Source organism: Streptomyces sp. NPDC002870 (assembly GCF_042888505.1).
Taxonomy (GTDB): Bacteria; Actinomycetota; Actinomycetes; order Streptomycetales; family Streptomycetaceae; genus Streptomyces.
In genome coordinates, this window is the sequence record NZ_JBIAPW010000005.1 from 304,668 (window position 1) to 317,292 (window position 12,625).

Consider the following 12,625-nt stretch of genomic DNA (forward strand, 5'->3'; position numbering starts at 1 on the left):
AGGTTTTCGAGGGCGCGCGGGAACGCTGTTGTGCGCCGGGCGCCGCTCCGCGTCGCACGAGCGACAAACCCCTCCTGACTTGCTGCAACAGCTGCTCCATGGCGCTCGCCCCCCATATGCACGCGGCTCCGGACCGGGTCTGCAACATGCCATCCACCAGCGGCGGACAACCCGTCGTATTGCGGAATCGGCCACGGGAGTGGTGCGGTATCAAGGTCCCGGCTCATACCGCGGGGACAGGGGGGAAGCGTGGCCAGCACCAAGCGAGGGGTCGTGGCCGGGGACGGGGGAGCCGACGAAGCCCACGAGCGGTTGATCGGGCTGCTGCTGACCGAACAGAGGGGCACCGACCCGGCGCCGTACCTCTCCGGGGAACCGGGTACCCAGGACACCATGTGGGACGGATGGCTCGCGCCCGCTGCGGCGCTCGCGGCGGGCGAGCCCAAACGGGCCCTGGCCCTCCTGGTGCCCTCCACGCCCACGGCGCCCGATCACGCACAGCTGGAAAAGGCCTTGCGGAGCGCGGCTATCGCCATGGAGCACAACTGGCAGCCCGGCGCGGTGCCCGTCCCCCTCCGGCAGGAAGCCGTCCGCGCGCTGACCGACGCCGGCTCCGGGATGGAGGCCGCCGTCGCATCGATCACGAACCCGCCGGTTCGGTTCTGCGCACACCTCGCCGGACAGGTCGGCGTCGTCCTGCTCTCCGCCCGGATGACGCTCGGCCACGCCACGACCTCGGCCGCCGCACGGGCCCGCACCCTCCGGTACGGAGCACAAACGCCGTGGACCGAGCGGGAGTTGGCGGACGATGTGCTGCAGCCGTTGGAGTGGTTCGACGGGCTGTACGAGGAGCTCATGGACCGCGGTCACGCGGACGCCACCGCGTACCATCTGCTGCTCGCGGCCGACCTCCGCGTCCGGGCCGGCGACCGGGTGGCGGCGACGCCCCTGCTGCGGCACGCGGAGCAGTACGCCACCGGCAGCCCCGCTGCCGAGGGCTTCGCAGCGCTCCTCACCGGCGACTGGGAGCTCGGCGCCCCGGGAGCGGCCGAACACTGCGCCGTCGCACCGACTCCGCCGGACTCGGACGCGCTGTCGGCGGCGGCCGACAACTACGAGCGAGCCGCAGCGTCGTACCGTGCGGCGGGCTCCTCGCGCGGTGGGGCGGCGGCGCTGCTGCGCCTCGCACACACGCATCGGCTCGCTGGCCGGCACGCGAAATGCCACGAACTCCTCGACCAGGCCCTCGAATTGGCGGTCGTGGCCGGTGACGGCGCGTGCGCGGCGCTGATCCGCGTCCACCGAGGGCTCGACCTCATCGAAGCGGCGGAGGCGGGGGAGGCGGAGTCCAAGGCCGCCGAGCAGGTCGTGAACTGGGCGACGACGGACGGAAGCACGTCGTGGCTCCGGGGGCTGCGCCACATCGTCGAGGACCGTGCGCGGCACTGGAGCGCGCAAGGCGAGATCATGAAGAGCAAGCGCGCCGGCCTGCTGGCGGGCCGGCTGACCGGCGAGCCCGCGGGTATCCAGGGGCACCTGAAGGCCGGGGCTGCGGCGGACATCTACCAGCGGGCCAGCCACCGCCTCGCCGCGTTCGTGCTCACCGGCATGGAACAGCAGGAACACCTCGACCGCATCCAGCAGCGGACCGACCGGGGAGAGCCGCCCGCACTGGCCGAGTGCCTCGGCGTCGTCCAGTGCGCCAAGGTCCTCCACGACCAGGCGTCCGCCCTGCGGGACCCCGATCTGATCGCTGCCACACGCTCCTCGACCCAGCTGGCGATCGACGTCGCGGGAAGTCTTCTGACCGCCACGGATACGGCCGGTACGAATTCGGCCGTCATGGACGGGGCACGGACCGTGCTCGGCATGCTGGAGTCCGACCTCCTCACCTCCCGCACCCAGGAGACCTGGTTCCGCTCCCGGCGCGCCCGTTCGGCAGGACTGGACACTGAGGCCGATCTCCACGCGCACCAGACCCTGCATGAGGCCGAACGGATCACTGACCCGCTCTTCGCTGGACTCGTACGCTGCTCCGCCCATCTCGACCTGCGCGACACGGACGCGGCCAGGGCCGAAGTGGCGGCGATCGAGCAGCACCTCTCCGCGATCCAGGCCGCCGCCCTCTGGCTGAGCGTGGGGGAGCCCGAGCGCGCCGCACCCCATGTGCGGCAGATCGGCGTTGACGGCCCGGGACCCGCGCAGCCGTGGGAACTGCCCGCGCTCCACGCGGACCTGGAGCTGGGGCGGCGCGTGTACGACAAGGCGGCCGGCCACGCCCTGCGGGGGCTGGCGGCGTACGAAGAGCGCCGCGTCAGGCTGGCGCGCGACGCGCTGCGCGCCTCGTCCGCCGACGATGCGGTGGTGGCCGGCCTCCACCACGCCGCGGTGCTGTCCCTGCTGGAAGGCGGCGGACCCGACGCGGCCACCGCCTCCTTCGACCGGGCCGAGCGCACCCGCTCCGGCTTCCTCGATGCCGTGCACGCCCTCGACGCCGCGGGTGAGGACCCGGCGGCGTGCGCCGCGGTCAGGAACTGGTTTGCCGCCGAGATCCGCTGGTCCGCGCAGTTCGAGACCGAGGCGGCGGTCGTCCGCAGCAGCGCGGTCACCACGCCGGCACACGAGCGGAGACGTCGGATCGACGAGGTGGAACGGGGCCTGGACGCGGCCGAGTCGGAGGTACGCAGGCTCGCCCCCGCCGTGTTCACCGCGTCGCACACCACCGAGCCGCCGGACGCCGCAGCCGTGGCCGCCGCACTGCCCCCGGACGCCCTTCTCCTCACATACCACCTTCACGACGACGACCTCGTCGGCTGGGCCATGAGCCGCGAGACGCTGCGCCCGCGGCGCAACGGCCGGTGGGCCCACGGCACGGTCGCGAGCGCCCGCCGGTTCCACGCCTGGTGCTCGGGGAGGGACGCTGGCGGCGGCGGCGAAGCCGACGGCCTGGAGCTGGCCGCGCTGCTGCTGGAGCCCTTCCGCCGGCTGCTCCGCGACCGACGGCAGGTGATCGTGGTCCCGCCCGCCGGGCTCGCGCTCCTGCCCTTTCATGCACTCCCCTGGAACGGCGACGTCCTCGGCGCCGGCCATGAGGTGTCGTACGTCCCCGCCGCCTCCCTCCTCACTCGGTTCCACGAGCAGCCGCCGGAGCGGCCCTGGTCACAGCTCGACGCGCTCCTGGTCGGCGCCCCTGCCATCGCTCCTCGCCACGGGCTGGCGGCACTGCCCGGGACCGCCGCCGAAGCAGTGGAGATCGCCGGGCTGCTGCCCCGCCACCGACTGCTGACCGGGCCCGCCGCGACCCGCGAGGAGGTGCTGGAGGCGGCGCGCGGCTGCGAGCTGCTCCACCTCGCCACCCACGGGCTCGTCGACGACCTCGCTCCCCACCGCAGCCGGCTTCAGCTCGCCGGTGACGACCACTTCGGTCTCGCCGACCTGCTCGCCACCGCTCATGCCCCTCAGTTGCTCACCTTGTCCGCCTGCGACACCGGACGCGGTACCGCCACAGCGGGTGGCGATGTCCTCGGGCTGACCCGGGCAGCCCTGATCACCGGGGCGCGGCACGCCGTGGTCTCGCTCTGGCCCGTCCGTGACAGCACCGGCTGCCTGGTGATCACCCGAACCTACCGCCGTCTCGCGGACGACCCGACGGCCTCCGTCGCCACGGCGCTGGCGAAGGCCCAGCTGGAGGTGCGGGACCTGTCGGGTGCCGAACGGGACGAGGAGTTCCGGGCCCTCACCGGCCGGGCCGGGGTCCGTCCGGGACCGGCGTCCCGGTCCAGGTCCTGGCCCCACCCCGGGACCAGGGACAGCGAACAGCTGCGCTCCACGGAGGCAGACGACCGGCACCCGTACCACTGGGCGCCCTTCATTCATGTGGGGGTATGACATGACGCTGCGCGCGGTGCTGATCGGTGCCCAGACGTTCAACCTGACGGGCGTGCATGCCGATGTCGCAGTCATGCACAGGGTGCTGGGGAAGCACGGCTTCACCGATATCCGTGCCCGCGTAGAGGAGGAGGCTTCCTACGCGGGCATCACACAGGCACTGCGACAGCTGTGCCGCGACACCCAGCACGGCGACGGAGTCGTCGTGTACTTCTCGGGACACGGCTCGCTGCGAGGGGATCTGCAGTATCTGGTGCCCGTCGACATCGAACAGAGCACACCCACCGATTTCCGGGGGTTTCTGGCCGCCGAACTGACCGCCATGGTTCGTGTGCTCACCCGCATCACGCCCAACGTCACGTGCGTGCTCGACTGCTGCCACTCCGGCGGAGCGGTACGGGACGGCGCCCAGGAGTCGGGCCGGTGGCGGCTCAAGTCGGTGACCCCGGCCAAGGTCGCGCACGACGACGGGCTCGCCCGGGCCGCCGCCCTCGCTCGCCGGAACGCCCCGCTCGTCCCTGACGTCGTCCGGCTGACGGCGTGCCAGCAGCACGGCTCGGCGTTCGAGGCCGAGGTCCGCCCGGCCGCCGGCCGCCAGGGGGTGTTCACCGCCGCACTGGCCGACGTGCTCGACACGCCCGCCGCGCATCAGGTTCCGTGGTCGGTACTGATCGCCCGCGTGCGCGACCGCGTCAACCAGCAGCAGATGATGCAGTGGCCCGACGCCGGAGGGCCCTCCGGGCGGCTGCCGTTCTCCCTGGAGGAGCGCTCGGAGCCGGAACGGCTGCCCCTGGTCCGAAGGGACGGGCGCTTCATCGTCCCCGGCGGTGCCGTGTTCGGCCTCGACCGGAAGGACAGTGTGCGCATGGTGTTTCCGCGCGACGACCCCTGGCGGGAGCCCACGGGCCGGGAGGCCGACGAAAGTGAGGAGGCGACGGTGCAGGCCACCGTGGACGCAATGGAGGGAGGCGACGCCGTACTGCGTACGCCGTCGGAAGCCCGTGCACTCGCTGGTGAAGTACCCCTTCTTGCAGGGCTGTTCACGGCGGAGCTGCCACCGGGCTCGTACGCGTTGCCGCTGCGCGTCCACGACCGCCGGCTGGTGTGCGTCGACGGCAGCGGCCAACTCGCCGACGCGCTGCGCCGAGAACTCGCCCACTCTCCCCGGATGTGCGAGACCCACGACGGGCGGGCCTTCGCCACCGTTCTCCTCAACAACGGCACTGCCAGCGTGCTGAACCGCGACGACTTGCCTTTCCGCGAGCCGATGGAGGCAACCCCGTCACAGGTCTCCCGGATCACCGGACTGCTGGAGGACTTGGCGCGGGGCGACCGGGTGCGCGCCCTGCGCGACCCGGAGAACGCGGCTCTGCTGTCCGCCGATGTGCAGGTCCGCTTCGAGATCGAGGCCCCGGCCCACAGCGGCATCTGGCGCCCCCTGGACGCGTTTGGCGAGCGGCTGTACGACAGGGACCGATACCGCGTCACCGTGACCAACCACTCGGGCGAGCCGCGGTACTTCTGGGTGGTCGGCGTCGGACTGAGCGGCAGGACCGCTCTGGTGACCAACGACCAGCCCAGCGGCCACCGCCTCGAACCCCACGGCGCGCCACACCGCAGCACCCGCACGACGGCCCCGATCAGGATCACATGGCCCCAGGACGTCCCACGACTCGGCCCGCGCCCCGAGACCGTGCACGTCCTCGTCGGCGACGGCCCGATGGACCTGAGCGTTCTCACGTCGGTCGGGCCCCGCCGGGCCGCATACGCCACCGACCCCGGCCTGATGCCGCTGCTGCAGGAGGTGTGGGAGGCACTTAGGGACCAAGCCATGGAAGGGGCCGAAGAGTTCCACTACCGCGTCCACACCGTGCACGCCGACGTCCTGCCGCGGCCCAGGGAGGCCGGCGCATGAATGTCGGCGGAACGCGACGCCTGGTCGGCCCCTGGACCCGAATTGATCCATGATGTCACCGAGATAGCGACTGCTATCTGCGGCGTTTACACCGGCAGCAGCTGAGAGCTGAAGCGCCGCACGCACAGCGGAAATCGACTGGTCCGTACGGAATCCCGCTCTGGCCAGTTCGACCATGGCCTCGGCTGCGTCCGCTGCCGTTGTGGTCGGCAAATTCGGGTCCGCGCCGCGCTGGTTGGCCATCGCACCGGCACGCTTCATCTCCCGGCGGTCGCCCCCGTGACCGCCTGGAACCCCGCCATCTGCCGCTGGTAGCAGTTTGCCCTCCTCCACCAGCCCGACGGCACCCACCGCCAGGGCGCCGCCGGACAGCAACCCGGCCAGGGAACCCCGCCTACCGACCTTGGCCAGCGTGCCCTCAAGGCAGCGCATCGACCAGTTGCCGTCGTCGCCGGCACGGCTCAACGCCGTCCCGCAGCGGCGGACGGGGGCAGGGAGGCCGGTGCCGGGGAGGACGCTGAGGGCGCACGGTATGTCGCGGCGCTTGGAGGCTTGGTGAAGATAGCCCGATGCATGCTGGTACCTACGGTGGCGCTCTGTGCCCTGCTCACCCTCGCTGGCTGCGGCGGGGGCGAGGGCGGGGCGGACGGGACGTCGGCGGGGCCCGGTGTTCCGGCCGGCGGCGGCCCGGCCGACCAGGGGCCAGCCATCCCGGCCGCGCTGATCGGAAGCTGGAGCGGCGGCATCACCGACGGCTTCCGGTCCTCCGTCTACAGCTTCAACGGGGACGGGTCGTACAGCATGGACATCAAAGGCGTACGCATCACCGGCCGCTTCTCGGTCAGCGGAAACCAACTCACGACGTATCCGGACGTGGGGCCGGGGCACACGTACCAGTGGGGCATCGGGCAGGACGGCTACTTGTACCTTGATGGCGAGAGTTACGTGCCATTCAACTGAGGCCCCGGTGATGTGCCTTCAGCGCCTTCAGCGCGGCCAGGGCGCGCGGTGCCTGGGGGCGGCAACTGCTGCCCGTCGGGGCAGGATGGGAATCAGGAGCCGATGCTCCTTGATCCAGGCTGCCTTCTTCTCAGAAATGCCAGCCTTGACCACGCAGGCGGCCAGGAACTCCTCGAACGGCACACTGGTGTTCCATTGGGCCAGGGACACCCGCATGGGCACGCGTCCTTCCGGCCGTAGCACCATGAGGGCCAGCAGTAACTCCAGCGACAGCGCCGTCTTGCCAGCGCCAGGAGGGCCTGTAATGACCAGGCGGCGCTCCGTGGTCTCCTGGTAGTACCTGGCGATGCCGGGCAACGGGTGGCCGTCGTCGCCGCGCAACGGGGAGGCTCCGCCCTCATTCAGCTGTCCACGTTCAAGAGCCTCGCCGGGGAGCCGGTCGTCGGGACGGCGGGGACAGGTTGAGCCGTACACCGTCCCTCCCGATCAGGGCACGCAGTTGCTCGCGTTCCCTGGCCTCGATGTTTCCCGCAAGCGTGGCGGCAGCGCTCTCGGCAAGGCTGCGTGCATCATCCCGCTGCGGGACCGCCTTGACCGCGGCGATCAGCGCGACCCCGAGGCCCACGGCCCCGAACATCATCGACACGATCGAGGACGTGCCGCTCGCGTCCTGGCCCCCTCAGCAGCGTAACGAACGCCCACCCAGCTGCGAACGCAATGGCCAGACCGGTGATCAGCCACATCAGGGACTTCGCCACACGCCTCCTTCATACCTTCGAGCCACTCCTGACAAGCCACTCGTGAGTGTCCTCAGTGATCCGCTCGATGAGGGTCTGCTTCGCGGCGTCATCCAGCGTCGGGTACTCGGGTACTCGGGTGCCGGCCAGTCCAGGTGCTTGTCGAGGGCGGCGAACTGGTTCCCGAAATCCGCTGCTCTGAGGGTGCGACTCCGGCGGTCGGCGGCGCGAGAGCGGGGACTCAGTCGTCTTTTCCGGCCGCGTCCCCGCCGTCCCCCGGTGCAGCCAGCATGCGCCTTCCGGGGCGGCATCCTCTCCGCACCAGTGCTGAATCCTCAACCGCCCTACAAAACAAGGACATTGGCGCTCGGCAGGGCATTACGATGCCGTACGTCACGACTGCTGCGAGGTGCCGGTAAGGCCGGGAAGGTTCCGCGATGCCGGAGAAGTACACCAAAGGTCCGGACCCCGAGAACCGCTGGCCGCACGGGACGCTCCTGGCAGAGATCGCCCGCTCTGGGGAGGCCGCGAAGGGTCTGCTCTCCCTGGGGACGCCCCGCGCGTACGCCCCCGGCGAGATCCTGCTGGCCGAGGGCCGGCAGGAGACGTTCGTCCTGCTGCTGGTGACCGGCGTCACCAAGGTCACGGCCCTCTCGGAGAACGGTGCCACGGCGCTGCTGGCCGTCCGGCTCGGCGGAGAACTCGTGGGGGAGTTCGCCGCGTTCGACAACAGGCCCCGGTCAGCCACCGTCACCGCGGCGGGCGCGGTGACCGCCCGGCGCATCGGGCAGCAGGACTTCCTCGGCTGCCTGGATCGGTATCCCGCGGCCGCCCTGGCGGTGAGCCGGATGCTGGTGCGCAAGAACCGCTGGTCGGTGCGGCGCCGCGGCGACTTCGGCAACTGCCCGGTGGCCACCCGGGTGGCCCGGGTGCTTCTCGATCTTGTCGAGGACTACGGCCGGCCGCAGGGCGGCGGCGTCCTGATCGGGCCACGCCTGACCCAGGCGGAGATTGCGGGGCTGGTCGGCGCCAGGGAGCGCAGCGTCCACGGCGTCCTCGGTCAACTGGCCGAGAAGGGCGTCATCCAGGTCGGCTACAGCCGGCTGACCGTCCTCTCGCCGGACGGACTGCACAAGGCCGCCCGGCTGACCGGGACGGACGACGACTGACGACAGCCGGACAAGCGGCGAGGGGAGCCAGGACCATGGGACAAGACGGCGTACGGGACGACGTGCTGGCCACCATCGACCTGTTCGCCCGTAACGCCGCAGTGCCCAAAGGAGGAGAGCTCGTACGGGACCGGGTCGCGGGCGCTTCCCTGGGGCGTCCCCTGGGCTACTCCCTGCCCCCGGTCACCGACGGCGTCACGTCGGCCGGTCCCGGAGCGCCACGCGACGTCCTGCTCTGCTTTCCCTTCGACCTCGAGGAGTTGCCGGGCGGCCGCGACTACCGGGAGGCGACCCTCACCGTCCTGCTCGACGACGGTCCGCACGCCGTCACCCTGCACCCGGCCCCCGGCAGCACCGCGGCCGACGGGGCGGAGGTCGCCGCGTTCGGGCTCGGCAAGGGCCGGCTCCGGTGGGTCTTCCGGGCGCCGGGACGGAGCGGTGCGCTGCGCCCCGACGGGCGCTGGGCGCAGGCCGTCGTCCGGCTCCCGGCGGACGCGATCGAACTGTCCGGCAGGCTGAGCCTGAGCACGGTCACCGTACAGCCGGTGCTCGGCGGAGCGTTCCGGCGCAGGGAGGCGGAGACGCCGCATGAGACACCGTTCCGGCTCGCGGCCGCCGACCTCTGGCCGGCCGCCGCACCGCTCGCCCACCGGCAGACGACGCTGCCCGGCATCTGGGCACTCGACGCATACGAGGACGCCGGTCCCTCGGCGGCCGACGAGGAACTGCCGCCGGGACTGCGGCGCCTGTGTCTCGCCGTTGATATCGAGAAGTACAGCGCCCGCGACAACACCGACATGATCCGGCTGCAGCGGGTCCTGCTGCGGACGCTGCGCGCGGCATGCGAGCGGGCCGGCATTGTCTGGGACAGGTCCGGCAGACAGGCGCAGGGCGACGGCTACCTGCTCGTGTTCGAGCCGGGCATCGACGAGACCCGGGTCGTGCCGGATCTCCTGGACGGCCTCGCCTCGGCGCTGGCAGACGCCAATGCCGCGGCCCCGCACCCGAAGCGCGTCCGGATGCGGGCTGGCCTCCACCAGGGCATCGTCCACGAGGCGGACAGCGGATACGCGGGCTCCGCCGTGGTCGCCCTGTTCCGTGTCCTCGACTCCGACCCCGTGCGTCGCGCCCTCGCCGACGACCCTGCACCCCACCTGGTGGTCGCCTTTTCGGACGGGCTCTACCAGGACCTCGTCTCCCACGGCTACAGCGGCCTGACGGCCTCCGGGTTCCGGCGCGCGGAGATCCATGTCGCGTCCAAGAGCTTCACCGGCGTGGCCTGGATCCGTGCCCTGCCCGCACTAAGCCCGCAAGGGGACCAAGGCCCGGCCCTGGCAAAGGAAGGCTGTGGCGCTTTTTCGCCGGCTACACCCTCCGCCGTCCCCGATGCCTGAACCATGCGCACCGACACGGAGCGCTGCGTTCGGGCCGTCCAGTCCAAGGACGGCTCCTTCGACGGCTGGTTCTTCATCGGTGTTCTGACCACCCGGATCTACCGCTGGTCCAGCTGCGGTGGCCCCCCAAGGTCGTGCTTTCCGGCCGCGCACCGGTACCTGATCTTGTACGGATGCGGGCACTCTGTCCACCGCGGCCGGGATGCGCGCAGTCCTTGAAGAACATGCCCACACCCCGAACAAAAGCCGACACGCGACGACGCAGCGACTCCTCCGAGACCAATGCTGACGGTTTGCTGACCGCCGATGGTCCGACACGTCGCTGACCGTGCAACAGTGGCCCATCGTTGCGTGCTTGAGCGACCTTCCGCGCGTGGCGTCATCGAGGTTGTCCTTTCCTGCGCGCGCAGTGGCCGAGCGTACGTAGCGCCCAGGCTTTGCTACTGGGTGGTGCCGGCGAGCTGCTCGGCGAGCTCCTTCTCGGCCTGCTCCGCGAGGGACGTCAAGGGGACGGTGCCGCCGTACTGGTGCATGGCCGCACCGAATTTGTCGTCGGTGATCTTCGAAGCCATGATCACGACAGCTGCGGAGCCGGGCTGGAGGAGGGAGTGGACACTCCCTCGGAACTTGTCGTCGATTCCCATCTGGCTCAGCTTCCCGATGAGCCCCCCGGCGGCGGCACCCACCACGCCCATTGCGGGCGTGAGGACGACGATCCCGAAGACCATGCCCCACAGGGCGCCCGCGGCAGCCGACTTGGCCACCTTCTCGCTCTTGCCGGGTGTGTCGACGTGAGTCTCGCCGTCCAGGTCGACCGAGACCACTGCGAGCCCGGTCAGGTCGACCACGAAGTCCTTCTGCAGCTCCTGAACCGCCCTGAAAGCCTTCTTCGCGACTGCGGGATTGTCGTAGCCGATGACGATCAGTTCCGACATCCATGCCTCCTTGATCCCGATGGTGCGAATCTGAACCTTATGCCGGATTCCTTCATAGGGCAGAAGATGCCCGACGGCCGTGCCGGTGAGTAGGTGTACTCATCCGAGCCCTTCGGCCGGGCCCCTGTCGTGGGTGGCGTTTCCGCGGCACTGCTCGGCATCCGAGAAGCCGTCAAGAGTGACGGATTACCGGGGCGAGTACAGGCGAAGTACGAGCGCAGTCCGGCCCATGGACACGCCTCGGTAGCTTGCGGGCTGAACCCCGCGAGGTGTCCGGCGGATCTGCGAGCCAATCGGAGGAAAAACGTGACCACTCGGAAAGAACTCACTGAATTGTTGGATGCCGTGCGTGCGGCTGTTCCGCAGCTCAGGGAGAACGGGACAGAGGCGGAGGAGAAAGGACGGGTCCCGGAACAGAATCTTCAGCTGCTCGACGCGGCGGGGGTGTTCCGCATGTCCGTGCCGGCGCGCTTCGGTGGCCTGGAGGTGTCCGCAGCCGAACAGGCCGCGGTGGTGGAGGAAATCGCGCGCGGATGCCCGTCGACCGGGTGGAACATGACGGTGTGGCTGACGGGCGCGCTGATGGCCGGACTGTATCCGGACGAGGCGCAGAAGGAGATCTTCGCCGGCGGCTCGGTGCGAGCGTCCATCGGCTTCGCGCCGACGGGCAAGCTCGTGCCGACCGAAGGCGGATACGTCCTGAACGGTAGCTGGGCGTACAACTCGGGCTGCCACGCCGCCGACTGGGACTGCGTCGCCGCGATGCTGGAGCACCCGGACGGCACTCAGGAGGAGTACATTGTCGCCGTGCCGCTCAGCGAGCTCTCCATCGTCGATGACTGGGACGTCTCCGCGGGCCGTGGCACCGGCAGCGCCACCACGGTGGCGAAGGACGTGTTCGTCCCCTCCCGGCGGGTGGCTTCCTACGAGGGCATCATGCTCGGCACCACCGGCGACCGCTGGAATGAGGGCCAGGCAGGCCGGAACTACGGCGTCGTCACTTTCATCATGTCGATGTACGCCGCCATGGCCGTCGGCACGGCCAGAGGCGCTTGCGAGCTGTTCCTGGACCGGCTGCCGGGGCGTGGCATCACGTACACCTCCTGGGACGACCAGGCGCAGCACCCGTTGACGCAGCATCAGGTTGCACTCTCCGCCAACAAGATCGACGCCGGTGCGGCACTCCTGGGCAAGGTGCTGGATCTGCTCCAGGAGCGCGCGGACGCCGGTGAGGCGCCGACGACCGAGGAGAAGGCTCTGATACGCGGCCGTACCGCGTTCGCCGCTTCGCTCGCCAAGGAGGCCGTCGAGCTGCTGTACACCGCGAGCGGTGCTTCGGTGATCAAGCGCAATGTGCCGTTCCAGCGCTTCCACCGTGACATTCTCGGGTTCTCGCTGCACGCGCTGGCGCAGGTCAATGTGAACCTCGAGGTACAGGGCCGGGTGCTGCTCGGCCTCGACCCGGGCACCGATATTCTCTGAAGCCATGTCTGCCGGACATGGGAAAGGGGCGGGGGGGGGGGGGGGGCCGGGCGGGCGCCCCCCCCCCCCCGGGGGGGGGGGGGGGCGGGGGGGGGGGGGGCGGCCCCCCCCGCCGGGGGGGGGGGGGGGGGGGGGGGGTTTTGGG

The 12,625-nt window shown here is 70.8% G+C and carries 9 protein-coding genes and 2 pseudogenes; 7 read left to right on the top strand and 4 right to left on the bottom strand.

Features of this window, described 5'->3' with window-relative positions:
• The first annotated feature begins 249 nt into the window (after window positions 1-249).
• Window positions 250-3,888 (top strand): CHAT domain-containing protein, encoded by a 3,639-nt coding sequence (locus ACFYWY_RS09485; RefSeq protein WP_389182235.1) that lies wholly within the window; start codon window positions 250-252, stop codon window positions 3,886-3,888.
• A gap of 1 nt (window position 3,889) precedes the next feature.
• Window positions 3,890-5,803, top strand: coding sequence for a caspase domain-containing protein (locus ACFYWY_RS09490; RefSeq protein WP_389182237.1), 1,914 nt, complete (start codon window positions 3,890-3,892; stop codon window positions 5,801-5,803).
• Window positions 5,804-5,851: 48 nt separating this feature from the next.
• Here ACFYWY_RS09490 and ACFYWY_RS09495 read toward each other — a convergent pair.
• A pseudogene (locus tag ACFYWY_RS09495) lies at window positions 5,852-6,235 on the bottom strand (hypothetical protein); the annotation flags it as partial.
• 141 nt (window positions 6,236-6,376) lie between these two features.
• Here ACFYWY_RS09495 and ACFYWY_RS09500 point away from each other — a divergent pair.
• Complete coding sequence (locus ACFYWY_RS09500; protein WP_389182240.1) at window positions 6,377-6,763, top strand: DUF5640 domain-containing protein; 387 nt, start codon at window positions 6,377-6,379, stop codon at window positions 6,761-6,763.
• Window positions 6,764-6,790: 27 nt separating this feature from the next.
• On the opposite strand, the gene ACFYWY_RS09505 is transcribed toward ACFYWY_RS09500, so the two are convergent.
• Window positions 6,791-7,144, bottom strand: a complete 354-nt coding sequence (locus ACFYWY_RS09505; RefSeq protein ID WP_389182243.1) for a hypothetical protein — start codon at window positions 7,142-7,144, stop codon at window positions 6,791-6,793.
• Window positions 7,145-7,178: 34 nt separating this feature from the next.
• On the bottom strand, window positions 7,179-7,409 hold the full coding sequence (locus ACFYWY_RS09510) for a hypothetical protein (protein ID WP_389182247.1): 231 nt from the start codon (window positions 7,407-7,409) through the stop codon (window positions 7,179-7,181).
• Window positions 7,410-7,937: 528 nt separating this feature from the next.
• On the opposite strand from ACFYWY_RS09510, the gene ACFYWY_RS09515 reads away from it, so the two are divergent.
• From ACFYWY_RS09515 to ACFYWY_RS09525, 3 genes and pseudogenes are all read left to right on the top strand, one after another.
• The gene (locus tag ACFYWY_RS09515; RefSeq protein ID WP_389182250.1) at window positions 7,938-8,669 is read left to right on the top strand and encodes a Crp/Fnr family transcriptional regulator; all 732 of its coding nucleotides are present in this window, start codon (window positions 7,938-7,940) and stop codon (window positions 8,667-8,669) included.
• A 35-nt stretch (window positions 8,670-8,704) separates the two neighbouring features.
• A complete protein-coding gene (locus tag ACFYWY_RS09520; protein ID WP_389182253.1) occupies window positions 8,705-10,063 on the top strand; it encodes a hypothetical protein in 1,359 nt (452 codons plus the stop codon).
• Between the two features lie 3 nt (window positions 10,064-10,066).
• A pseudogene (locus tag ACFYWY_RS09525) lies at window positions 10,067-10,180 on the top strand (Ada metal-binding domain-containing protein); the annotation flags it as partial.
• Between the two features lie 323 nt (window positions 10,181-10,503).
• Here ACFYWY_RS09525 and ACFYWY_RS09530 read toward each other — a convergent pair.
• Window positions 10,504-10,998 (bottom strand): DUF1269 domain-containing protein, encoded by a 495-nt coding sequence (locus tag ACFYWY_RS09530; protein WP_389182255.1) that lies wholly within the window; start codon window positions 10,996-10,998, stop codon window positions 10,504-10,506.
• A 306-nt stretch (window positions 10,999-11,304) separates the two neighbouring features.
• On the opposite strand from ACFYWY_RS09530, the gene ACFYWY_RS09535 reads away from it, so the two are divergent.
• Entirely contained in the window at window positions 11,305-12,480 is a 1,176-nt protein-coding gene (locus ACFYWY_RS09535; RefSeq protein ID WP_389182258.1) for an acyl-CoA dehydrogenase family protein, read from the top strand.
• The last annotated feature ends 145 nt before the right edge of the window (window positions 12,481-12,625 follow it).

Bases quoted from the DNA above. Each gene is read 5' to 3' on its own strand.
- ACFYWY_RS09490 (WP_389182237.1), top strand. From the start codon at position 3,890: ATGACGCTGCGCGCGGTGCTGATCGGTGCCCAGACGTTCAACCTGACG.
- ACFYWY_RS09500 (WP_389182240.1), top strand. From the start codon at position 6,377: ATGCTGGTACCTACGGTGGCGCTCTGTGCCCTGCTCACCCTCGCTGGC.
- ACFYWY_RS09515 (WP_389182250.1), top strand. From the start codon at position 7,938: ATGCCGGAGAAGTACACCAAAGGTCCGGACCCCGAGAACCGCTGGCCG.
- ACFYWY_RS09520 (WP_389182253.1), top strand. From the start codon at position 8,705: ATGGGACAAGACGGCGTACGGGACGACGTGCTGGCCACCATCGACCTG.
- ACFYWY_RS09530 (WP_389182255.1), bottom strand. From the start codon at position 10,998: ATGTCGGAACTGATCGTCATCGGCTACGACAATCCCGCAGTCGCGAAG.